Consider the following 21,171-nt stretch of genomic DNA (forward strand, 5'->3'; position numbering starts at 1 on the left):
GCCAAAATTTTAACGGAGGTAAAACAAATGAGTGAAGCAACAATTGCTAAAAAAAGCAGAATTGGTTGATGCAGTTGCTGAGAAAATGAAATCAGCAGTCAGCTTGGTTGTTGTAGATTCACGTGGTTTGACGGTAGAACAAGATACTGTTTTGCGTCGCAACCTGCGTGAAGCTGGTGTCGAACTTAAAGTCATTAAAAACTCAATCTTGAAACGTGCAGCACAAAAAGCTGGACTTGAAGGTTTGGAAGACTTGTTCGTAGGACCATCTGCAGTAGCATTTTCAACTGAAGACGTCGTAGCTCCTGCTAAGATCGTTTTCGATTTTGCTAAAGAAGCTGAAGCTCTTGAAATCAAAGGTGGCGCAATTGAAGGTGCTGTTTCTTCTAAAGAAGAAATCACAGCTCTTGCTACATTGCCAAACCGCGAAGGATTGCTCTCTATGCTCCTTTCTGTACTTCAAGCGCCAGTTCGCGACTTCGCCTATGCAGTTAAAGCTGTGGCAGAAGCTAAAGAAGACGACGCTGCCTAAGCAGGTCGCCTGACGCCCTAAGGGCACAACACAAGATAAAAATTATTTGGAGGAAACAACAATGGCATTGAACATTGAAAACATTATTGCTGAAATTAAAGAAGCTTCAATCCTTGAATTGAACGACCTTGTAAAAGCTATCGAAGAAGAATTTGGTGTAACTGCAGCTGCTCCTGTAGCTGCTGTAGCTGCTGGTGCTGACGCTGGTGCTGCTAAAGATTCATTCGACGTTGAATTGACATCTGCTGGTGACAAGAAAGTCGGCGTTATCAAAGTCGTACGCGAAATCACAGGTGAAGGCCTTAAAGAAGCTAAAGCTATCGTTGATGGTGCACCATCAATCATCAAAGAAGGTGCTTCTGCTGATGAAGCTGAAGAGCTTAAAGCTAAATTGGAAGAAGCTGGAGCTTCTGTAACTTTGAAATAATCAAAGTCAAATAAAAAATCCGTTCGAAAGAGCGGATTTTTTTCGTGAAAAAAAAATTTGTATCTTGGGCGGTTTTAGCCTTTGTGATATAATGTAGCTTATGAAAAGCGGAATTATTAATGTCAAAAAAGAGGCCGGCATGACTTCACACGATGTGGTGTTTAAGTTGCGCCGTATCCTGCATGAGAAAAAGATTGGACATGGTGGTACCTTGGACCCCGATGTTGTCGGTGTCTTGCCCATAGCTGTCGGCAAAGCGACACGGATATTAGAGTACATGACTGCTAGTGGTAAGGTCTATGAAGGAAGGATCACATTAGGCTTTTCCACAACGACAGAAGACAGTAGTGGGGACCGACTCGCTGAAAAAGCGGTTTCTCATCAATTGACAGAGGCTATTGTGGATGCTGCGATGGAGCAGTTTATCGGTGACATAAGACAAGTCCCGCCCATGTATTCAGCTGTAAAAGTTAAGGGGAAACGCTTGTATGAGTATGCTCGTGAAGGGCTCAGTGTTCAACGTCCTGAGCGTCAGGTCACTATTTCTGAATTTGAACGCACGGGTCCCCTTGTCTTTGATGGAGACTGTGCCAGCTTTCCCTTTCGGGTAGCTTGTAGCAAGGGGACATACGTTCGGACTTTAGCGGTTGACCTAGGCCAAGCCTTGGGTTACCCCAGCCATATGTCTTTTCTCAAGCGGACCTACGCAGGTGGTTTTCATCTGGAAAACAGTTGGACGCTTGAAGCCATTGCAGAGGCAGTAGCCCATGAAGACTGGCGTTTTTTAGAACCGATTGAGATTGGTCTAAAAGAGTTGCCTTATCAAGCAGTCAGTCAAGATGACTGTCAGGAATTACGCTTTGGACGTTTTATCACTTTAGAACGTCAAGAACCCTTACTTTTAGCCAAGTATAATGGCAAGGCCATTGCTATTTTGGAAAAGCGTGGGGAACAATATAAGCCAAAGAAAGTATTAGTAGATGAAAATTAAGCAGATTAGCAGTGCGCAAGATATGTCAAAGTCGCCTGATAGTGTTCTTGTTTTAGGGTATTTTGATGGGTTGCATCGTGGCCACCAGGCACTGATTGACCAAGCGCGACGTCTAGCTGAAAAAGAAGCTCTGGAAGTGGTGCTCTTGACCTTCCCTGAAAGCCCACGTTTGATGTTTGAAAAATACCAAGAGGACATGCTCTTACACCTCCTCTCTTTCTCTGAGATGGCCAAGCGTTTAGATGAGATGGGCGTGACAAAGCTTTATCTAAAGCCCTTTACAGCCTCCTTTTCGCAATTAACGGCCCAAGAATTTGTGGCTTCCTATATCCAGGCCCTTTCGCCTAAGTATGTGCTAGCTGGTTTTGACTACCGTATGGGGCGTGACAAGCAGTTGCTGTCCGAAGTGACCAATCTTTCTCCGGCCAAGCCCATTATTGTAGAAAAAATCAGTGATGAGGTTGGAAAGATTTCCTCGACCCGTATTCGCCAGGCGCTAAAAGATGGTGACGTGACTCTGGCTAATCATTTATTAGGTTATGAGTTTCCGACAACTGGTTTGGTGGTTCATGGAGATGCCAGAGGGCGGACCATTGGTTACCCAACGGCTAACATTGCTCTTACGGAAAGAACTCACTTGCCAGCAGATGGGGTCTATGTGACAGATGTGCTCATTGCAGGCAAACGCTATCGAGCCATGACAAGCCTAGGAAAGAATACGACCTTTGGGGGCACTCAACTACGATTAGAAGCAAATATTTTTGATTTTGATGGCGACCTCTATGGTGAAGAACTGACGATTCTTTGGTTGGACAAAATTCGGGATATGGTTACTTTTGACGGTGTGGATGCCTTGATTGCCCAATTAGAAAACGACAAAGCCATCGCCTTGGCTTACGAAAAAGAATAGTCAAGTGCCATGAAAACTGTTACAATAGTAACGATAGAAAAGAGGAATATATGGTTACGTTATATTTATCCCCATCTTGTACCAGTTGTCGTAAAGCCCGTGCTTGGTTGACGAGTCATAAGGTCCCCTTTCAAGAACATAATATTATGACCAGCCCATTGAGCGAAGAAGAAATCCTCAAAATTCTAGCTTACACAGAAAATGGGACAGAGGATATTATTTCAACGCGTTCCAAGGTGTTTCAAAAACTTGACCTTGATTTGGACGATTTAAGTCTTAAGGAACTGGTAGCTTTGATAGCTGAAAAGCCAGCCCTTTTGCGTCGTCCAATTCTCATGGATGATAAGCGGATGCAGATTGGTTTTAACGAGGACGAAATCCGAACCTTCTTATCCCGTGATTACCGCAGGCATGAGCTCAAAGAAGCTACCCTGAGATCAGAGGCAAAAGGGGAAGGTTGAGATGACAAAGAGTTATTCCTATCCCTTGGATTATTCTTGGACAGCAGACGAAATGACCACCGTTATCCAATTTTTTAATGCGGTTGAAAAAGCTTATGAAAGTCAGGTGGCTGTAGCTGATCTTCTTGCCTGCTACCGGGCCTTTAAAATCATTGTTCCTGGAAAGGCACAGGAGAAACAGTTGGATAGGGAATTTGAAAAAATCAGTGGTTACTCAACCTATCGTGCTGTGACGGCTGCCAAGGAAAAGCAGAAAGGTGGGCTATCGCTTGGACGCTAAATTTACCTTTGCCCAAGAACTTGTCCGTCAAGCTGGGCAGTTAGTCAGAGAGCTGATGACAAGCCCTTATGCCATTACCGCCAAATCGCGTTTTGATGACTTGGTGACTAGTGTTGATAAAGAAGTGCAAAATTTTATGGTCTCTCGCATCTTGGAACGGTATCCAGAGGATGCTATTTTGGCCGAAGAAAATAATGTGAGACATGACGTTCACCAGGGCAAAGTCTGGGTAATTGATCCCATTGATGGAACGGTGAATTTTATTGTTCAAGGGGAACACTTCACCATTTTATTGGCTTATTTTGAAGAGGGCCTTGGACAATTTGGCCTGATTTATGACGTTATGGCTGATAGTCTGATGCTGGGGGGGCCACATTTTCCGGTAACTTATCAAGGAACAGAAGTGCCTCTTTATCAGGAGAAGCCTCTACACGAAAGCTTGTTGGGCGTTAACGGTGCCATGTTTGCCTCAAATGTCCGTGGGCTAAGAGACTTGGCTGAACAGACCTTAGGCGTCCGGATTTACGGGGGGTCAGGCCTCAGCATGAGCATGGTTTTGCGGGGGGAGTTGTTGGGATACTTTTCTCATCTTTACCCTTGGGACTATGCCGCGGGAGCTATCATCGGTCAGGCCTTGGGCTATCAATTAGTGACGCTAACTGGCGAGGCACCTGATTGGAAGAGTCGGCAAATGGTTATGCTGATTCCACAAGCTAAAAGGGATGAAATCCTATCTTTTTTAAAAAGCAAGGATTAAACATTGTCAGCGAGGTCTCTGATATAGTATAATAGAGTCATGAAATTACCAGAGGCTTTTCAAGACAAATACAAGCAGCTATTGGAAGATGATGCCCAAGCCTTTTTGGCTTCTTTTGAGGCAAGTCCAGTGGCTGCTTTTCGTGTGAATCCTTTAAAAAAAGAGCAACAGACATTTGAAAACCCGATACCTAATACGCCATGGGGTTTTTATGGCAAAGTTTCAGGCAAGTCTATTGCACACGCTACTGGTCTGGTCTACTCGCAGGAACCAGCTGCACAATGGGTGGCTCAAGTGGCGGCCCCCAAACCGGGGATGAAAGTCTTAGACCTGGCAGCGGCTCCAGGGGGCAAGTCCACACATTTGGCTTCCTATCTTCATAATGAAGGCCTTTTAGTCAGCAATGAGATTTCTAAAAAGCGAAGCAAAATTTTGGTAGAAAACATGGAACGGTTTGGTGCGCGCAATGTGGTGGTCACAAACGAATCTGCCACCAAGTTAGCCAAAGTTTTCCCCCAATTTTTCGATATGATTGTTCTGGATGCGCCCTGTTCGGGTGAGGGAATGTTTCGTAAAGATCCAGAGGCTATCCAGTATTGGCATCCTGATTACCCCAGCCAATGCGGTCAGTTACAAAAGGAAATTTTGCAAGATGCGCTGAAAATGCTCAAGCCTGGTGGGCAGTTGGTTTATTCGACTTGTACCTGGGCTCCTGAAGAAAATGAAGCCATTGTGGCTTGGCTGTTGGCGCACTATCCGCAACTCAGCTTGGAACCGATTGAGGCCTATAATGGCATGCAGGATGGTCTAGGTTATCCGCAGACCAAGCGGATGTATCCCCATCATTTTAAGGGGGAAGGGCAATTCGTCGCGAAGTTTCGTGACCAGTCACAAGCCTTGCCTCCCAAAAAGAAAAAACTAAAAGGCATCAGGCTGCAAATTCACGCCCCAGTTCAGAACAAGTCAAGCTCTGGCAGGCCTTTAGCCAGGCACATTTGCAGGTGGAACTAGCAGGTCGCTTAGAGGTTTTTGGCGATGCCTTGTATCTGGTCCCAGAGGCATTTCCACAGACTCATGGGATAAGAATTGCCAGAAACGGCCTGCATTTAGGAACCTATAAAAAGAAGCGATTTGAACCGAGTTTTGCCTTGGGCATGGCTTTGACCACGGATGAAGTGAGTCAAACCGTAAGCCTGTCTGAGGAGAACTTCAAGGCCTATGTCGCTGGCCATCCCATATCGGGATTGCAACTGCCGAATGGCTGGTATCTGGTAACGGCTTTGGGAAATGGTTTAGGCTTTGCGAAAATTGCCAATGGAACCTTGAAAAATTACTACCCTAAGGGCTTAAGATACACTTAAAAGTCTTTTCAAAAGACTGGAACTATGATATAGTTGAAAAGGTCCCTAGGGCTTAATTTGGGTGGGTAAAGTCCCATTATCATTTAGAGGAAATACTATGAAATCGAGAAAAAATAGGCAGTGGCTCGTCCTGTCTACCTTGCTGACTTTGAGTCTTTTTTTCCTATCGGCTTGTGCGTCTTGGATTGATAAAGGTCAGTCCATCACAGCTGTTGGGTCGACAGCCTTACAGCCTTTAGTAGAGGCAGCGGCTGACCAATTTGGTGAGGCCAATGATGGCAAAACGGTCAACGTGCAGGGTGGCGGTTCTGGAACAGGCTTGTCACAGGTACAGTCAGGTGCGGTTGAAATTGGGAACTCCGATTTATTCGCTGAAGAAAAAAGTGGTATTGATGCCTCCCAATTGGTGGACCATCAGGTGGCTGTTGCTGGGATTGCCGTTATTGTCAATAAGGATGTGACGGTTAAAAATCTAACAACAGAACAATTACGCAAGATTTTCACAGGTGAAATCACCAACTGGAAAGAAGTCGGTGGCAAGAACCTAGAAATTTCTATCATCAACCGTGCTGCCAGCTCTGGTTCTCGGGCGACCTTTGATAGCGTCATTATGGACGGCAAATCAGCGATTCAAAGTCAAGAACAAGACTCAAATGGTATGGTTAAATCCATCGTGTCCCAAACACCTGGAGCGATTTCTTACCTAGCCTTTACCTACGTGGATAAGTCTGTTAAAACAATCAAACTCAATGGCTATGCCCCAACGGCAGCTAATGTTGCGACCAATAAATGGGCCCTATGGTCTTATGAACATATGTATACCAAGGGTGAAGCGACAGGTTTAACCAAAGAGTTCCTAGATTATATGCTGTCAGAACATGTTCAACAAAACATTGTTGCTAAAACAGGTTATATTGCCATCAATGACATGAAAGTTACAAAAGATGCCAATGGCCATGTGACGCCAAAAGCAGGAGTCTAATCATGAAGAATGAAGAACTAGCTAAAAAATTAGTTTCCCCTTCTAAAAACTCGATTTTAGAGAAAGTTGGGAAATACCTGACCTTTGCCTGTCTGGCCTTGATTGTGTTTATCGTTGCCATGATTTTGCTCTTTGTTGCCCAAAAAGGCTTATCTACTTTTTTTGTCAATAAAGTGAATGTCTTTAGTTTCCTATTTGGTGCTAAGTGGAACCCATCTAATCAAGAATTTGGTGCTTTACCGATGATTTTAGGGTCCTTTATTGTGACCATCCTGTCTGCCATTATCGCAACACCTTTTGCTATTGGCGCAGCTCTCTTTATGACGGAGGTTTCTCCAAAGGGAGCCAAGGTCTTGCAACCAGCTATTGAGCTTTTGGTGGGAATCCCATCGGTTGTCTATGGTTTCATCGGTTTACAGGTTGTTGTCCCGTTTGTGCGGTCGATTTTCGGAGGCACCGGTTTTGGGATTCTGTCAGGGATTTTTGTCCTATTTGTCATGATTTTGCCAACGGTTACTTTTATGACGACAGACAGCCTTCGTGCTGTGCCTCGCCATTACCGTGAGGCTAGTATGGCCATGGGTGCGACTCGCTGGCAAACTATCTGGCGGGTGACCTTAAAGGCGGCCAGCTCTGGTATTTTTACAGCGGTCGTCTTTGGGATGGCCCGTGCTTTTGGGGAAGCCCTTGCCATTCAAATGGTGGTGGGAAACTCTGCTGTTGTGCCAACTTCCTTGACAACACCGGCATCGACACTGACCTCTGTTTTGACCATGGGAATTGGAAATACAGTTATGGGAACAGTCAGCAATAATGTTCTTTGGTCATTGGCCTTGGTCCTCTTAATCATGAGTTTAGCCTTCAATACTGTCATCAAACTGATTACCAAAGAAAGAGGTAAGAAGAACTATGCACGCTAAGAAAATGGATAAAATCGCAACTGGTATTTTGTATACCATTGCGGGAATCATCGTAGCGATTCTAGCTTCTTTGATTTTATACATCTTGATGCGAGGTTTGCCACACATCTCTTGGCATTTCTTAACAGGAAAATCATCCTCTTATCAAGCAGGCGGTGGGATTGGTATCCAACTCTACAATTCCTTTTTCCTTTTGGTCATTACCTTGGTGATTTCTGTTCCCTTGTCTATGGGAGCCGGGGTTTATCTGTCTGAATATGCCAAAAAGGGCCGTCTGACAAACTTTGTACGGACCTGTATCGAAATTTTGTCCTCACTGCCATCGGTTGTTGTGGGTCTCTTTGGTTATTTAATCTTTGTCGTGCAATTTCAGTATGGTTTTTCAATCATTTCTGGTGCGCTGGCCTTAACCGTATTTAATCTGCCTCAGATGACACGAAGCGTGGAAGATAGTTTACGAAATGTTCACCACACACAACGTGAAGCAGGTTTGGCACTGGGTATTTCACGCTGGGAGACAGTGCTACACGTGGTCATTCCTGAAGCTTTGCCAAGCATCGTCACAGGGGTCGTTCTAGCTTCTGGTCGTATTTTTGGGGAGGCTGCGGCCTTAATCTATACGGCAGGACAATCTGCACCAGCCTTGGATTGGGGCAACTGGAATCCCCTGAGTATCACGAGTCCCATTTCTATTTTCCGTCAGGCAGAAACGCTGGCTGTCCACATTTGGAAGGTAAATAGCGAAGGGACTATCCCTGATGGGACACAAGTTTCTGCAGGTTCTGCGGCGGTATTGTTGATTGTCATTTTGATTTTCAACTTTAGTGCCCGTAAACTAGGAAGCTTCCTGCATAAAAAATTGACATCTGCCTAAGGAGTAAAGCATGACAGAGTATAACTGGGATGAAAAACATATCATTACCTTTCCTGAAGAAAAAGTAGCCTTGTCTACCAAGGACCTGCATGTTTACTATGGGCAAAAAGAGTCCATCAAAGGGGTGGACATGCAGTTTGAAAAGAACAAGATTACCGCTCTTATCGGGCCATCTGGTTCTGGGAAATCGACCTACCTGCGTAGTTTGAATCGGATGAATGATACCATTGATATTGCACGAGTGACGGGAGAAATTCTCTATGAAGGCATCGACGTCAACCGTCCAGAAATCAATGTCTACGAAATGCGTAAGCACATCGGCATGGTTTTTCAACGGCCCAATCCATTTGCCAAATCCATTTACAACAACATCACCTTCGCCTATGAGCGAGCTGGGGTCAAGGATAAAAAGTTTTTGGACGAAGTGGTTGAACGGTCCTTGCGTCAAGCGGCCTTGTGGGACCAAGTTAAGGACGACTTGCATAAGTCCGCTCTGACGCTTTCAGGGGGGCAACAACAGCGCCTTTGTATTGCGAGAGCCATTGCCGTCAAGCCTGATATCCTTTTAATGGACGAACCAGCTTCAGCCTTGGACCCGATTGCGACCATGCAGTTGGAAGAGACCATGTTCGAGTTGAAAAAGAACTATACCATTATCATCGTGACGCACAATATGCAACAGGCTGCCCGGGCTAGCGACTACACAGGATTCTTTTACCTCGGCGACTTGATCGAATACGATAAAACCAAAAATATTTTCCAAAGGGCCAAACTTCAGTCTACCAATGATTATGTTTCAGGCCACTTTGGCTAGAAAGGACAAAGATGACAGAGCCAATCTTACAAGTCAAGGATTTATCCGTATATTACAATAAGAAAAAAGCCCTCAATAGTGTCTCTTTGGACTTTTTACCTAAGGAAATAACTGCCTTGATAGGCCCCTCAGGATCTGGGAAATCAACCCTTTTAAAGGCGATTAACCGCATGGGTGACTTAAATCCTGAGGTCACTACAACAGGTACGGTGGTCTACAATGACCACAATATCTATAGCCCAAGGACTGACACAGTAGAACTGCGCAAAGAAATCGGCATGGTTTTCCAGCAGCCTAACCCATTTCCAATGACCATCTATGAAAACGTGGTCTACGGCTTGCGGATTAATGGCATTAAGGACAAGACGACCTTAGATGAAGCTGTTGAGCGTTCTCTACGTGGGGCTTCCATCTGGGATGAAGTCAAAGACCGTTTGCATGATTCAGCCATTGGTCTCTCAGGTGGGCAACAACAACGGGTTTGTGTGGCACGTGTTTTGGCAACGAGTCCTAAGATCATTCTTTTGGATGAACCAACTTCAGCGCTAGACCCTATATCTGCCGGCAAGATTGAAGAAACCCTTTACAGTTTAAAAGATAAATATACCATGCTACTGGTGACACGCTCTATGCAACAGGCTTCTCGTATTTCTGATAAGACAGGCTTTTTCTTGGGTGGTGACTTGATTGAATTTAACACCACTAAAAAGATGTTCTTGAGCCCTAAACACCAAGAGACCGAAGACTATATTTCAGGTAAGTTTGGATAAGCCACAGGCTGGCTGACCAAAATAAAGAGGTCAGAAAGCCATCAGTCTGAAAAAAGGAGGAAAAAATATGATGCTACGCTCGCAATTTGATGAAGAGCTTGAAAAGCTCCACAATCAATTTTACGTGATGGGAACAGAAGTCGTTTCCCAAATCAAAAAAGCGGTTCGTGCCTTTGTGAGTCACGATAGAGATTTGGCCAATCAAGTCATCGAAAACGACCAAATCATCAATGACTATGAAATCAAGCTAGAAAAGAAATCCATGGAAATTATTGCCCTGCAGCAACCCGTTTCTAGTGATTTACGGACGGTTGTAACGGTGCTCAAAGCGTCGAGTGACGTGGAACGTATTGGTGACCATGCGGCTTCAATTGCTGAAGCAACTATCCGCAGTAAAGGTGAAGAACGCTTGCCAGAAGTTGAAAAACAAATCGGTGAGATGGGTATTGCTGTAAAACGAATGGTTGAGCAAGCCCTGTCAGCCTATATCCATGGAGATACCGCCAAAGCAAAGGAAATTGCTGCATCTGACGAAGAAATCGATGCTTATTTCCGTGACATTCAAAGCTTGGCAGCTGAGCAATTGCGGGAACAACCAGATGCCATTTACGCCGGAAAAGAATACTTTAAAGTGTTGATGTTCTTAGAGCGGATGGGAGACTATGCCCGTAACCTCTGTGAATGGGTCGTTTACCTAGAATCAGGTAAAATTGTTGACCTCAAATGATTGAAAAGAAGTGCTTTTAGGAGTGCTTCTTTTTCCTTTATGAAAGCTTTTTCATTTTTTGCGACTAAGCATGGAAAGGTTTTCTAAAATGTGTTACAATGATAAGGAAATTTTAAGTTAGAATAAAGGATTTACTATGGAAACAGTACAACACTTTATTGATAAGTTTCTTCCTGATAATTACAATCTTTTTTTGGATATTAATCGGGCAGAGAAAACTTTTTCAGGAAATGTCGCTCTTAGTGGCGAAGCCTTGGTAGATCGCATATCTCTCCATCAAAAGGGCTTGGTCATCAGTAATGTCTTGTTGGACAATCAATCCCTTGATTTTATTATGGATGATGCCAATGAAGCCGTGCACATCTTCCTGCCAGAAACAGGGATTATGACCTTGCTGATTGAGTTTTCTGGTCAGATTACTGATAATATGACAGGGATTTACCCATCTTATTACACCGTAGATGGTGAAAAGAAAGAAGTCATCTCAACGCAGTTTGAGAGTCATTTTGCCCGTGAAGCTTTTCCAAGTATTGACGAGCCAGAAGCTAAAGCAACCTTCAACCTATCGGTTAAGTTTGATGCCCAAGAAGACGATCCAGCCATTGTCTTGTCAAATATGCCAGAGGTCAACCCTGAGCGTCGTCAGGAAACAGGTATTTGGGCCTTTCAAACAACGCCTCGCATGTCTACCTATCTCTTGGCCTTTGCTTTAGGGGATTTACAAGGCAATACAGCTTATACCAAAAATGGGACTGAAGTTGGTGTCTTCTCGACTAAGGCGCATCCCTTGTCCAACCTTGACTTTGCCTTAGATATTGCTGTTCGAGTAATTGATTTTTACGAAGATTACTATGGTGTGCCTTATCCTATCCCACACTCTTACCACGTGGCGCTTCCCGATTTTTCTGCTGGAGCGATGGAAAACTGGGGCTTGGTCACTTACCGCGAAGTTTATCTCTTAGTTGATAACAATTCTTCGGTGGCAAGCCGTCAACAGGTTGCCCTAGTTGTGGCCCACGAGGTCGCTCACCAATGGTTTGGTAACCTAGTCACCATGAAGTGGTGGGATGATCTCTGGCTGAATGAGAGCTTTGCCAATATGATGGAGTATGTAGCGGTAGATGCCATTGAGCCATCTTGGGGCATTTTCGAAGATTTCCAAACAACCGGCGTGCCTTTGGCCTTACGCCGCGATGCAACAGACGGGGTCCAATCGGTGCACGTGGCAGTCAACCATCCCGATGAGATTAACACCCTCTTTGACCCAGCGATTGTTTACGCAAAGGGTAGTCGCTTGATGCATATGCTACGTCGCTGGCTAGGAGATGAGGCTTTTGCCAAAGGTCTCAAAGCTTACTTTGAAGCGCATAAATACAACAACACGGTTGGGCGTAATCTGTGGGATGCACTCTCTGAAGCCTCTGGCAAAGATGTTGCAGGACTTATGGCTTCCTGGTTAGACCAACCGGGCTACCCTCTAGTGTCTGCGCAAGTTGAGAACAACCAGCTGATTCTCCGTCAAAAACAATTCTTTATCGGCGAACACGAGGATCAAAATCGCCTCTGGCAAGTCCCACTTAATAGCAACTGGGAAGGACTGCCAGATATCTTGACCCAAGCAGAAGTGGTCATTGAGGATTACGCGAGTCTAAAAGCTAAAAACAAGGGACCTCTCTTGTTGAATACAGAAAACACGGCCCACTATATCGTCAATTACCAAGGGCGTTTGCTAGATGAGCTCTTGGCAGAATTTGACCAGTTGGATGCCATCAGCAAGCTACAAGTCTTGCAGGACCGTCGTCTTTTGGCTGAAAGTGGCGAAATTTCATATGCTAGCTTGGTCGATTTGATTAGACCTTTAAAACACGAAAAGAGTTTTGTGGTAAATGCTGCCTTGCAAGAAATCACGAATGGCCTAGAGCGCTTTGTTGATGAAGGAACAGCTGCCCAAGAAGCCTATCACCAGCTCCTAAAAGATGTCTTTGGTGACAGTTTTGACCGACTGGGTTATGAGGCAAAAGCAGGAGAATCAGACGAGGACGAATTGCTCCGTCAATTGGTTGTGGCTAACCTCCTTAAAGCCAATGATGAGAAAGCTGTGGCTCAGGCTCATGACCTCTATACGACCTACGAGCATGACCTAGAAGCTTTACCAGCTGCCATCCGTAAAGCTGTTTTGCAAAATGAGGTTCGCCATTTTGAACGGGATGGTTTGGTTGATCACATCTTAAGAGCTTATGTCCGTAGTAATGACGGTAGCTTCAAGCGTGAAATCGCCTCAGCTTTGGCAAATACCCATGATTTTGCTAGCTTAAACCATATTCTCTTGCAATTTAAGGACAAGGATGTCATCAAACCACAGGACTTGTCGACCTGGTATAGTTTCTTTTTGAGCCATGACTTTGTTCAAGACACGGTTTGGGCTTGGGCTTGTGAAAACTGGTCTTGGATTAAACAAGCTCTTGGTGGCGATATGAGTTTTGATCGCTTTGTCGTTGCACCGTCAAATATTTTCAAAACAGAAAAAGGCCTGCAGGCCTACCGTGAGTTCTTTGAACCGCAACTAGGTGATTTGGCGATTAGCCGGAGTATTAAGATGGGAATCACTACCATTCTAGCTCGGGTTCGTTTGGTATCTAGTGAGAAAGAAGCTGTTGCAGCAGCTTTAGAAAATCGTTAATAATAGAATAACTCATTCACAAGGAGTGCTTTATGCTGAGACCGCCCTGGCGGAATCCTTACCACCTGATCTCGTTAATACGAGCGTAGGGATGTGATGCCTAGGGGCTCCTTGTGACTTTTTTAGACAAGGAGTCTTTTATGTTATCATCACGTTCGCGTATTCATGCTTTAGTCGAAACGGCCATTTTTGCTGCCTTAGCCATGGCCTTGTCCTTTATCCCAGACTTTGTCTCATGGTTTTCACCATCATGGGGCAGTATCCCTATTGTCATCCTTGCCCTGAGACGCGGGACCAAGTACGGCCTTTTGGGTGGTTTGTTATGGGGGCTCTTGCACTTTTTGATGGGTAAAGTCTATTATCTATCCCTGATTCAGGTCATTATAGAATACCCTCTGGCCTTTACCAGTTTGGGCTTGGCCGGTCTTTTCGCCCTGCCATTTTTAAAAGCCTTGTCTAAGCAAAGGACGGGTCAGGCCTTACTTTTTGGTTTACTAGCGGCCTTTACGGGTCTTTTAGCCCGTTATTTTTGGCATTATGTGGCGGGTGTCGTCTTTTGGCAGGCTTATGCGGGTAAGATGTCTCCTTACCTCTATTCGCTCATGGTCAATGGGATAGCTGCTTTGGGCACTTGGCTTGTCACATCCTTGGCAGTGGTTGTCCTTATCTGGGCCTACCCACAATTTTTTGAAAAGAAAGCCTAGTCCTTTAGGTTGGTTTAAGAGCTTTAAGATATACTATGGTAAACTGTTAAGGCAGATGGGTGTCAGTAAGGTGTCATTTCCGCTATTTCATGCACTTTGTAAGCCGTTTCAGAAATTTTATGATAAAATAGGAGAAAGCGGGTTTACCTATGAAAATATTAGAAGACCTTTCAAAACCATTAACCCAAAAGGAGATAGAAATGATTAAAATTCTGTTAGTAGAAGACGACGTATCCCTATCAGATTCGGTATACAAATTCTTGGAAGACTTTGCCACGGTAACTCAGGTTTACGATGGTGATGAAGGCTTATTTGAAGCGGAATCGGGCGTTTATGACTTGATTTTGCTGGATGTCATGTTGCCAGGGCGCGATGGTTTTGCTGTTTTACGTGATTTACGTGAAAAAGGTGTCACCACCCCTGTCTTGATTATGACAGCCAAAGAAAGCCTAGATGACAAGGGCCATGGTTTTGAATTGGGGGCTGATGATTACCTTACGAAACCATTTTATTTGGAAGAGCTTAAAATGCGTATCCAAGCCCTCCTCAAACGTTCTGGTAAAATTAGCGAAACCACACTAAACTATGGGGATGTCAGCATTGATACCTCAACCAATAGTTGCCACGTCAATGGCAAAACAGTTGAACTTCTGGGGAAAGAGTTTGACCTAGTGGTTTATTTCTTACAAAACCAAAATGTCATCTTGCCGAAAACACAAATCTTTGACCGTATTTGGGGATTCGATAGCGATACGACGATTTCTGTGGTCGAAGTTTATGTTTCAAAAGTGCGGAAAAAACTCAAAGGAACGGACTTTGTGACCAATTTGCAAACCCTTCGTAGCGTCGGTTATATTCTGAAAAATGCGGATTAAAGCGCGTTTATATAGTTTAAAGAGAAAGTTGAAGTCGCAAAATTTTTCTTATTTTAGCCATTTCTTCTTTTTCTTTACAGGTATTTTCCTGGTTATGACGGTGATTATCTTGCAGGTCTTGCGGTATGGGGTCTATACTTCGGTGGACAATAGCCTGTCTGCGGTGGCCCAGGATGCAGATTCCTTTATCCAAATCACGTTGGGTCAGGGACCTGAGATGACCTCTCCTTTGACGTCCTATCAAACGGGAACTAGCAGTAGTAGCTCGACAAGTGGGAGTTCCAGCAGTCTGTCAACGACCAGTTCGGGTCAGACCAGTAGCTCATCTGAGACGACAGCCAGTAGCAGAAAAGTGCTGGCTGAGCATGTCAATCCTGCGTCGAGTCTAACCGCCAATACCGATATCATCATTTATGATAATAAGGGAAATATCCTCAACAACATCAACTTTTACTCTAATCTTAATTATATCAGTCCTGATTTTAGCGAACTGAATACCATTCAAAGCCAAAAGATTCGGGGCAAGTTTGGGAGTGAAACTGAGACTTACCGCATGATAACAGTCAAGTTGGATAGTGATGTTTACCCAACAGCGGCTTATATGACCGTTGTGGTCAATACGACCCAACTCGATGCGACCAATAGTCGTTATACCCGCTTGATTGTTTCCATTATGATTTTGTTCTGGCTGATTTCAGTTGTGGCTAGCATTTATCTGGCCAAGTGGACGACGAGACCCCTCATGCTGGCTTATGAAAAGCAAAAGACTTTCGTTGAAAATGCCAGTCATGAATTGCGGACGCCTTTGGCTGTTCTGCAAAACCGTTTAGAAACGCTCTTTAGACGGCCTAATTCAACCATTATGGACAATTTTGAAGATATTGCTTCAAGTCTAGAAGAAGTGCGCAATATGCGGATTTTAACGAGCAACCTTTTAGACTTGGCCCGTCGTGATGATGGTTTGAAGGTTCATCTGGAGGAAATTTCACCCGAATTTTTTGACCGCATTTTTAGCAATTACAGTTTGATTGCCAATGAAAATGGTAAACAGTTAACAACTTTCAATGATATGCAGCAACCAATACAATCGGATAAGGCCTTGCTCAAACAGTTGATGACGATTTTATTTGATAACGCCGTCAAGTATACGGGGTCTGATGGGCATATTTCCATCTCAGTGACGCGCTCGCGTGATCGAAAGGTTTTGATTACAGTGGCAGACAATGGTCTGGGCATTTCTGATGAAGATAAAAAACGCGTTTTTGACCGTTTTTACCGTGTGGATAAGGCACGTACCCGTCAAACAGGTGGTTTTGGTTTGGGTCTATCCTTGGCCCAGCAAATTGTCCAATCCCTTAAGGGCACGATTACTATCAGTGATAATCAGCCAGCAGGAACCATTTTCCAAGTTAAATTAGCTGATAAAAATTAAACACCAACTCTGTTGGTGTTTTTTTGTATGGGATGGCCCGATGGCATCACAAAAAGCCTGAAAGAGTTTTCCAGACTTTTTGGGTGAAAGTGTTTTATTTTCCAAGGCAAAACTGGCTAAATAATTGGGTGATGAGTTCATCGGGAGCAGCATCTCCTGTGATTTCCCCTAAAATCTCCCAGGTTCTTGTCAGGTCGACTTGCAAGAGGTCCACAGGCATACCGAGTTCTAACCCCTCGTTGACAGCAGCCAGGCTTTGCAAGGCTTTTTCAATCAAGCCAATATGGCGTGAGTTGGAGAGGTAGGTCCCGTCTTGTTCCACCAAACCAGCATTATCAAAGAAGAGGGCGTTAATCCTTTCTTCGATGCGATCGATGTTCTGGTGGGTGAGGACTGATATCGCAATGGCATCCTCAGGCAGGTCTTCTTTCGCGATTGCTTTGGGCAGATCGCTTTTATTGAGGAGGATAATGCGGTTGCTCGATTCGCTTAGTTCTAATAAGGCCCTATCTTGGTCGGTTAGTGCTTGGGAGCTGTTTAGAACCAGTAAGACCAAATCCGCTTCATCTAGGGCTTTTTTGGACCGTTGGACACCGATTTGTTCGACCAGGTCATCTGTTTCTCGAATTCCTGCGGTATCAATGAGTTTGAGCGGAACGCCTTTGATATTGACGTATTCTTCGATGACATCGCGCGTGGTTCCTGCAATATCGGTGACAATGGCCTTATCTTCTTGAAGCAGGGTATTGAGGAGGCTAGACTTGCCGACATTTGGACGGCCGATAATGGCGGTAGATAAGCCTTCTCGCAAGATTTTTCCACGTTTGGCAGTGGCTAATAAATTCTCTAACAGTTTTTGAAATTCCAGCGTTTTTTCCCGTAGGAGTTGGGTGGTCATTTCTTCGACATCATCGTATTCAGGGTAGTCAATATTCACCTCAACTTGTGCGAGGGTATTGAGGATTTCCTGACGCGTCTGCTGGATGAGGTCTGATAGGGAACCATCCAGTTGTCTAACGGCGATATTGACTGCGCGGTCAGTCTTGGCACGGATGATGTCCATGACGGCCTCAGCCTGTGTTAAGTCCACTCGTCCATTTAGAAAAGCCCGCTTGGTAAATTCACCTGGCTCTGCCAGACGAGCTCCCTGGCGTAAGACCAGTTGCAAAATCTCGTTTGTGACGGCAATTCCTCCGTGGGTATTGATTTCCACAACGATTTCGCGTGTAAAGGTCTTGGGTGGTAAAAAGACGCTGACCATGACTTCGTCAAGGACACCTCCATTAGCTGGGTCAACAATATGGCCGTAGTGGATGGTATGAGAGTCAACATTTTCTAGGTTTTTGCCTTTAAACAAAGGAGTGGCGATAGAGAGCGCTTGACTGCCCGATAGACGGACAATGCCAATGGCCCCCTCCCCGAGAGGCGTTGCAATCGCTGCGATAGTATCAAATTCTTTTGTAATCATAGAAACCTCATATTTACTTAACTAAAAACAGTTTTCGTTTTATCCCAAACATGCTATCAAAAACAGATGGAAATCCTTTTCATCTTATTGTACCATTTTTAGCCAAAGGGAACACTTTTGCCTTTCTAATCACAGATGGATGGATGATTAAAAATATTGGGGCAAGCTTACGGAAGTGGGATAAAAGTTTGTCTGCTTGAAAGGCCTCAGTCTTAGTTTCTGCACTTTTTGTACCCAGACTTAGATTTTTGCTTATATGAGCTGTCTGGGGTCTTATATGAGATACGGTATTACCAACCTGTGGAGTGTTTCCTATATGTCGTCATAGTCTGTTTACCTCATGATTATATAGATAAACCTCAACGTTTTGGTCGTTGAGGTTGTTTTTTATTTGTCGATAGATTGATAGTCAATACTGATTTCTGTTTTGGCAAAAGTTTTGTCTGTTGTAAACTCGAAGCGTTTCTTTTCACCGTTTGTCCAGTTGTTCGCGAATAATGATTGTTCATCTACGGTTACGCCTTGGTCATCTATGAGTTTAACTGTTAAGCTGATATTTGCTATTGTGAGTCCTGTTGTGTTTTCCACGGTAGCGGTATAGCTTGATAAGTATTCATCAGAACTAGCTTCATCTTTTGTAAAGGTGATTGATTTAATGAGATCAGTTACTTTTTGGGCGTTATCACTGTTTTGTTTGACCTCTTTTCCTGATGCGAGGACTTCATCTAGGGTACTTTGATATTTGTCCGATACCTTAATCTTTGAGATGTTGTTGATGGCAATCAGTTTTTCATTTCTGGCATCGTATGACTTACTCCAGTTTTCGTCAAATGAGCTTGCTCCGTATGTCTCAGCAACCTTTTGATTATCTTTAAGAGCGTTGATGTAACTGATAGCAGCCTCTTTCAGTTTACTGTCCTTGAAGGATTTATCTTGGTACTCTTCAATCTGATCTAGTTCTTTTTGTGTTGCTGTATTATAGAGTTTCTTGGAGGCTTTATCTTCTGCTGTTGCATCTTCGTCTGTATATTTCCAACGTTCTTCAAGGCCTTTTGATAAGGCAGTCATGAATTGGTCGTCGTAATAAATTTTCTCATCTTTGCTGTTGTTACTTGAGCAAGCAGTAAGGATGATGACAGCTATTGCAGCTAGCGTTGTTAGTAGTAAAGATTTGGTTTTCATTTTCGTTATTCTCCTTTGTTTTTTTGTTGTGATAGAATGGGTAGCAATATATTGGGATTCCATTTCTTCTTTTGCTCCAAGAGCTCTATGATGCGATCCAACATTTGGTTTGTTTCATTACGGGCATTTAGTAGAGATCGTTGCAAGGGGAGATCGGCAGTGCCTATGGATTGCATGCTGTCATTGTGTTTGTCTTGTTTGGCGTTATCTTTATTATTGATATTATAGGTATTGGTATTATGCCGACCACCATCTAATCCATTGAAGCCATTGTTATCGCCGAGGACGATGTTGTTGGGCTGTACAAAAGTAAACCCGCTTTCCAAGTCTTCAGGGTTTATATTTAGACCTTTACAAATAGCGAATACATTCTTAAGTTTCGTATTTAAAAAACCTCGTTCCAAAATCGAAACAACAGTACTGTTTGCAATACCAATACTTTTAGAAAAGGCGTTGATACTACCGAAGCGTGAAAGGATTAATTCCTTTACCTGATTTTAATACAAATGTCATCCCTCCTTTTCCATATTGTAACAAACGAAAAATCAAAAGTAAATAAAATGTTTTTACGAAAAATCGAAAAAAGACTTGACACGCATCACAAAAAAACGTTAAACGTTAGTCAATCTCAAGTTGAGTTATTTTTTTAAAACATATTTGCGATATTTCGTGAATAATAAGAAGGATGTATGTTAAATATCGATGAAGTGCTACGCAAGAAAAACATTTCTATCGTTGATATAGCGGATTTTCTAGGTGTAAGAAGTCAGACTGTATCCGATAAAATTAACGGTGTTTACGATTTTAAATTTAGGGAAGCGAAAGCTATACAGAGAGAGTTTTTTTCCAGAATATGACTTGATTTACCTATTTACACAGAAATCAAGTTAATTATTTTATACGTAAGATTTGCGAAAAATCGAAAACCAACTTATGTGACAGAGTAACAAACCATGCAAACAATTTTTGTAGTAACTTCGTTATTGTTCATGATTGTAATTTCGTTTGCTGTATTTTCCTATATCGTCATCACTTACATCTACGACGATGTGAGAGCATGTTTGGCGCTGAGACGAGCAAAAAGGGAACGTGAAAATGAAAGGGGGGGAGGTGATGAGGCCTAGGCGTTATCCGTATAGCAGGAGACAAGAAGAAATGAGTAAAGCAGATTTAAACAAAATTAAAAAATTACTACAAACTGTAACAGCATATAAAATTTCTAAAGGGACCGGGATTGGCAACACTACAATTAGCAGACAGGTCACAGGGAAAACACCAATTGAAAAAATGAGTTTAGAAAACGCAATAAAATTAACAAATTACGCAAAAGAACTAGAGATAAAAAACGCAAACAGCGTTGATGGAGGCGTGGGTGAATAGGCATTATACCTAAACATGTCATACAATAACGCTAAGTGGGTATCTGTATGGAACAAGTGGAAACAACAAGAATAAGTGATTTTCACACAACTGAAATGTAAGATAAAAGCCCTAACAGCAAGCAAACTGTTAAGGCTTTTTTTAGTTGCCCTCCAGGCGTTCTTCAATCATTCCTTGGAGCTCCATGAGGTATTCTTGGGTGGCAATGTTTCGGATAAAGCTTCGTGCGCTGGACCGTCTGCTGAGGTAGTTCCTCCGCTCTTTATTCTTTTCGGCCCAAGCCTGATTGGCCCGTTTTTGGGCATTTGATACTGGCATAGATTCTCCTTTTATGGGTGAAAAAGTGGATAGTTACATTACATGTATGAGCCCTTATCGTTTATTCTGGGAACGGTAGATAACTAAAAAGATCGCAAACATGACAATGGTTAATAAGAAACTTTTCATTATTTTTGCTTTTATGATATACTCAAATAAGGTGCAGGGGTCGCTTCCCTGACCTTATTTGGAATCTTACTTAAACCTGCGTGGATTTCGGTGAGATTCTTTTTCTTTGGCCTGATGATTGCTAGTAGTGAGGCAAGTCCGATTAAGAACTGTCCTGCGCCACTTAGCAAACTTGCCAAGTCTGAGTATTTCATTTT

General features: G+C 43.5%; 23 protein-coding genes, 2 pseudogenes, 1 riboswitch and 1 other annotated feature (1 of these 27 cut by a window edge). Of the genes and pseudogenes, 20 read left to right on the forward strand and 5 right to left on the reverse strand.

Going from position 1 to position 21,171, the window contains the following annotated elements:
• Window position 1, forward strand: a sequence feature (ribosomal protein L10 leader region) (it extends 135 nt beyond the left edge of the window).
• Window positions 2-27: 26 nt separating this feature from the next.
• From rplJ to STRDD12_RS01165, 18 genes and pseudogenes are all read left to right on the forward strand, one after another.
• Window positions 28-532 (forward strand): annotated as a pseudogene (rplJ, locus tag STRDD12_RS01080) (50S ribosomal protein L10).
• Window positions 533-593: 61 nt separating this feature from the next.
• Window positions 594-959 (forward strand): 50S ribosomal protein L7/L12, encoded by a 366-nt coding sequence (rplL, locus tag STRDD12_RS01085; RefSeq protein ID WP_066914120.1) that lies wholly within the window; start codon window positions 594-596, stop codon window positions 957-959.
• Window positions 960-1,059: 100 nt separating this feature from the next.
• A complete protein-coding gene (gene truB, locus STRDD12_RS01090) occupies window positions 1,060-1,950 on the forward strand; it encodes a tRNA pseudouridine(55) synthase TruB (RefSeq protein ID WP_066914122.1) in 891 nt (296 codons plus the stop codon).
• Window positions 1,940-2,860, forward strand: a complete 921-nt coding sequence (locus STRDD12_RS01095) for a bifunctional riboflavin kinase/FAD synthetase (protein WP_066914124.1) — start codon at window positions 1,940-1,942, stop codon at window positions 2,858-2,860. Before truB ends, STRDD12_RS01095 begins: the two co-directional genes overlap by 11 nt.
• Before the next feature lie 50 nt (window positions 2,861-2,910).
• Complete coding sequence (spx, locus tag STRDD12_RS01100; protein WP_066914126.1) at window positions 2,911-3,321, forward strand: transcriptional regulator Spx; 411 nt, start codon at window positions 2,911-2,913, stop codon at window positions 3,319-3,321.
• A 1-nt stretch (window position 3,322) separates the two neighbouring features.
• Window positions 3,323-3,601 carry a UPF0223 family protein gene (locus tag STRDD12_RS01105; protein WP_066914132.1) on the forward strand — a complete coding sequence of 93 codons (279 nt, stop codon included), beginning with the start codon at window positions 3,323-3,325 and terminating at the stop codon, window positions 3,599-3,601.
• The gene (locus STRDD12_RS01110; protein WP_066916172.1) at window positions 3,591-4,358 is read left to right on the forward strand and encodes an inositol monophosphatase family protein; all 768 of its coding nucleotides are present in this window, start codon (window positions 3,591-3,593) and stop codon (window positions 4,356-4,358) included. The genes STRDD12_RS01105 and STRDD12_RS01110 overlap by 11 nt, the downstream gene beginning before the upstream one ends.
• A 39-nt stretch (window positions 4,359-4,397) precedes the next feature.
• A pseudogene (locus tag STRDD12_RS01115) lies at window positions 4,398-5,719 on the forward strand (RsmF rRNA methyltransferase first C-terminal domain-containing protein).
• 97 nt (window positions 5,720-5,816) lie between these two features.
• On the forward strand, window positions 5,817-6,701 hold the full coding sequence (locus STRDD12_RS01120; protein WP_066914134.1) for a phosphate ABC transporter substrate-binding protein PstS family protein: 885 nt from the start codon (window positions 5,817-5,819) through the stop codon (window positions 6,699-6,701).
• A gap of 2 nt (window positions 6,702-6,703) precedes the next feature.
• The gene (gene pstC / locus STRDD12_RS01125) at window positions 6,704-7,621 is read left to right on the forward strand and encodes a phosphate ABC transporter permease subunit PstC (RefSeq protein WP_066914136.1); all 918 of its coding nucleotides are present in this window, start codon (window positions 6,704-6,706) and stop codon (window positions 7,619-7,621) included.
• Window positions 7,611-8,495, forward strand: coding sequence for a phosphate ABC transporter permease PstA (pstA, locus tag STRDD12_RS01130; protein ID WP_066914139.1), 885 nt, complete (start codon window positions 7,611-7,613; stop codon window positions 8,493-8,495). The genes pstC and pstA overlap by 11 nt, the downstream gene beginning before the upstream one ends.
• A 10-nt stretch (window positions 8,496-8,505) precedes the next feature.
• Window positions 8,506-9,309, forward strand: coding sequence for a phosphate ABC transporter ATP-binding protein PstB (gene pstB / locus STRDD12_RS01135; protein ID WP_066914144.1), 804 nt, complete (start codon window positions 8,506-8,508; stop codon window positions 9,307-9,309).
• Window positions 9,310-9,320: 11 nt separating this feature from the next.
• A complete protein-coding gene (pstB, locus tag STRDD12_RS01140) occupies window positions 9,321-10,079 on the forward strand; it encodes a phosphate ABC transporter ATP-binding protein PstB (RefSeq protein ID WP_066914148.1) in 759 nt (252 codons plus the stop codon).
• Window positions 10,080-10,149: 70 nt separating this feature from the next.
• On the forward strand, window positions 10,150-10,806 hold the full coding sequence (phoU, locus tag STRDD12_RS01145) for a phosphate signaling complex protein PhoU (RefSeq protein WP_066916174.1): 657 nt from the start codon (window positions 10,150-10,152) through the stop codon (window positions 10,804-10,806).
• 136 nt (window positions 10,807-10,942) lie between these two features.
• Complete coding sequence (locus tag STRDD12_RS01150) at window positions 10,943-13,486, forward strand: M1 family metallopeptidase (RefSeq protein WP_066914151.1); 2,544 nt, start codon at window positions 10,943-10,945, stop codon at window positions 13,484-13,486.
• Window positions 13,487-13,497: 11 nt separating this feature from the next.
• A riboswitch (TPP riboswitch) is annotated at window positions 13,498-13,595 on the forward strand.
• 31 nt (window positions 13,596-13,626) lie between these two features.
• On the forward strand, window positions 13,627-14,190 hold the full coding sequence (gene thiT, locus STRDD12_RS01155; protein WP_066914153.1) for an energy-coupled thiamine transporter ThiT: 564 nt from the start codon (window positions 13,627-13,629) through the stop codon (window positions 14,188-14,190).
• A gap of 200 nt (window positions 14,191-14,390) precedes the next feature.
• Complete coding sequence (locus STRDD12_RS01160) at window positions 14,391-15,065, forward strand: response regulator transcription factor (RefSeq protein ID WP_066914155.1); 675 nt, start codon at window positions 14,391-14,393, stop codon at window positions 15,063-15,065.
• Window positions 15,055-16,497: a sensor histidine kinase gene (locus tag STRDD12_RS01165; protein WP_066914157.1), complete on the forward strand. Its 1,443-nt coding sequence runs from the start codon at window positions 15,055-15,057 to the stop codon at window positions 16,495-16,497. Before STRDD12_RS01160 ends, STRDD12_RS01165 begins: the two co-directional genes overlap by 11 nt.
• Window positions 16,498-16,591: 94 nt before the next feature.
• Here the strand turns inward: STRDD12_RS01165 and mnmE are convergent, their stop codons facing one another.
• The 3 genes from mnmE to STRDD12_RS01180 all read right to left on the reverse strand — a co-directional run bounded on the left by mnmE (window position 16,592) and on the right by STRDD12_RS01180 (window position 19,551).
• On the reverse strand, window positions 16,592-17,965 hold the full coding sequence (gene mnmE, locus STRDD12_RS01170) for a tRNA uridine-5-carboxymethylaminomethyl(34) synthesis GTPase MnmE (protein WP_066914158.1): 1,374 nt from the start codon (window positions 17,963-17,965) through the stop codon (window positions 16,592-16,594).
• A 387-nt stretch (window positions 17,966-18,352) separates the two neighbouring features.
• Window positions 18,353-19,147 (reverse strand): FxLYD domain-containing protein, encoded by a 795-nt coding sequence (locus STRDD12_RS01175; protein ID WP_066914160.1) that lies wholly within the window; start codon window positions 19,145-19,147, stop codon window positions 18,353-18,355.
• 5 nt (window positions 19,148-19,152) lie between these two features.
• Window positions 19,153-19,551: a hypothetical protein gene (locus STRDD12_RS01180; RefSeq protein ID WP_066914162.1), complete on the reverse strand. Its 399-nt coding sequence runs from the start codon at window positions 19,549-19,551 to the stop codon at window positions 19,153-19,155.
• Window positions 19,552-19,836: 285 nt separating this feature from the next.
• On the opposite strand from STRDD12_RS01180, the gene STRDD12_RS01185 reads away from it, so the two are divergent.
• Together STRDD12_RS01185 and STRDD12_RS01190 are read left to right on the forward strand one after the other, a co-directional pair.
• The gene (locus STRDD12_RS01185; RefSeq protein WP_331709081.1) at window positions 19,837-20,004 is read left to right on the forward strand and encodes a helix-turn-helix domain-containing protein; all 168 of its coding nucleotides are present in this window, start codon (window positions 19,837-19,839) and stop codon (window positions 20,002-20,004) included.
• Between the two features lie 298 nt (window positions 20,005-20,302).
• Complete coding sequence (locus STRDD12_RS01190) at window positions 20,303-20,527, forward strand: hypothetical protein (RefSeq protein ID WP_197456642.1); 225 nt, start codon at window positions 20,303-20,305, stop codon at window positions 20,525-20,527.
• A 141-nt stretch (window positions 20,528-20,668) separates the two neighbouring features.
• Here STRDD12_RS01190 and STRDD12_RS08290 read toward each other — a convergent pair whose 3' ends face one another.
• Both STRDD12_RS08290 and STRDD12_RS01195 read right to left on the reverse strand, forming a co-directional pair.
• Window positions 20,669-20,845 carry a hypothetical protein gene (locus tag STRDD12_RS08290; RefSeq protein ID WP_197456643.1) on the reverse strand — a complete coding sequence of 59 codons (177 nt, stop codon included), beginning with the start codon at window positions 20,843-20,845 and terminating at the stop codon, window positions 20,669-20,671.
• Window positions 20,846-20,985: 140 nt separating this feature from the next.
• A complete protein-coding gene (locus tag STRDD12_RS01195; RefSeq protein ID WP_066914167.1) occupies window positions 20,986-21,168 on the reverse strand; it encodes a hypothetical protein in 183 nt (60 codons plus the stop codon).
• Window positions 21,169-21,171 lie beyond the last annotated feature (3 nt).

It is taken from the genome of Streptococcus sp. DD12, assembly GCF_001578885.1.
Taxonomy (GTDB): Bacteria; Bacillota; Bacilli; order Lactobacillales; family Streptococcaceae; genus Streptococcus.

What these genes read in the sequence shown, in the direction of transcription:
- STRDD12_RS01150 (WP_066914151.1), top strand. Translation starts at nt 10,943, where the DNA reads ATGGAAACAGTACAACACTTTATTGATAAGTTTCTTCCTGATAATTAC.
- rplL (WP_066914120.1), top strand. Translation starts at nt 594, where the DNA reads ATGGCATTGAACATTGAAAACATTATTGCTGAAATTAAAGAAGCTTCA.
- STRDD12_RS01095 (WP_066914124.1), top strand. Translation starts at nt 1,940, where the DNA reads ATGAAAATTAAGCAGATTAGCAGTGCGCAAGATATGTCAAAGTCGCCT.
- thiT (WP_066914153.1), top strand. Translation starts at nt 13,627, where the DNA reads ATGTTATCATCACGTTCGCGTATTCATGCTTTAGTCGAAACGGCCATT.
- STRDD12_RS01160 (WP_066914155.1), top strand. Translation starts at nt 14,391, where the DNA reads ATGATTAAAATTCTGTTAGTAGAAGACGACGTATCCCTATCAGATTCG.
- STRDD12_RS01165 (WP_066914157.1), top strand. Translation starts at nt 15,055, where the DNA reads ATGCGGATTAAAGCGCGTTTATATAGTTTAAAGAGAAAGTTGAAGTCG.
- STRDD12_RS01175 (WP_066914160.1), bottom strand. Translation starts at nt 19,147, where the DNA reads ATGAAAACCAAATCTTTACTACTAACAACGCTAGCTGCAATAGCTGTC.
- phoU (WP_066916174.1), top strand. Translation starts at nt 10,150, where the DNA reads ATGCTACGCTCGCAATTTGATGAAGAGCTTGAAAAGCTCCACAATCAA.
- STRDD12_RS01195 (WP_066914167.1), bottom strand. Translation starts at nt 21,168, where the DNA reads ATGAAATACTCAGACTTGGCAAGTTTGCTAAGTGGCGCAGGACAGTTC.
- mnmE (WP_066914158.1), bottom strand. Translation starts at nt 17,965, where the DNA reads ATGATTACAAAAGAATTTGATACTATCGCAGCGATTGCAACGCCTCTC.
- STRDD12_RS01120 (WP_066914134.1), top strand. Translation starts at nt 5,817, where the DNA reads ATGAAATCGAGAAAAAATAGGCAGTGGCTCGTCCTGTCTACCTTGCTG.
- STRDD12_RS01105 (WP_066914132.1), top strand. Translation starts at nt 3,323, where the DNA reads ATGACAAAGAGTTATTCCTATCCCTTGGATTATTCTTGGACAGCAGAC.
- pstC (WP_066914136.1), top strand. Translation starts at nt 6,704, where the DNA reads ATGAAGAATGAAGAACTAGCTAAAAAATTAGTTTCCCCTTCTAAAAAC.
- STRDD12_RS01185 (WP_331709081.1), top strand. Translation starts at nt 19,837, where the DNA reads ATGTTAAATATCGATGAAGTGCTACGCAAGAAAAACATTTCTATCGTT.
- STRDD12_RS08290 (WP_197456643.1), bottom strand. Translation starts at nt 20,845, where the DNA reads ATGCCAGTATCAAATGCCCAAAAACGGGCCAATCAGGCTTGGGCCGAA.
- pstA (WP_066914139.1), top strand. Translation starts at nt 7,611, where the DNA reads ATGCACGCTAAGAAAATGGATAAAATCGCAACTGGTATTTTGTATACC.
- pstB (WP_066914148.1), top strand. Translation starts at nt 9,321, where the DNA reads ATGACAGAGCCAATCTTACAAGTCAAGGATTTATCCGTATATTACAAT.
- spx (WP_066914126.1), top strand. Translation starts at nt 2,911, where the DNA reads ATGGTTACGTTATATTTATCCCCATCTTGTACCAGTTGTCGTAAAGCC.
- truB (WP_066914122.1), top strand. Translation starts at nt 1,060, where the DNA reads ATGAAAAGCGGAATTATTAATGTCAAAAAAGAGGCCGGCATGACTTCA.
- pstB (WP_066914144.1), top strand. Translation starts at nt 8,506, where the DNA reads ATGACAGAGTATAACTGGGATGAAAAACATATCATTACCTTTCCTGAA.
- STRDD12_RS01190 (WP_197456642.1), top strand. Translation starts at nt 20,303, where the DNA reads ATGAGTAAAGCAGATTTAAACAAAATTAAAAAATTACTACAAACTGTA.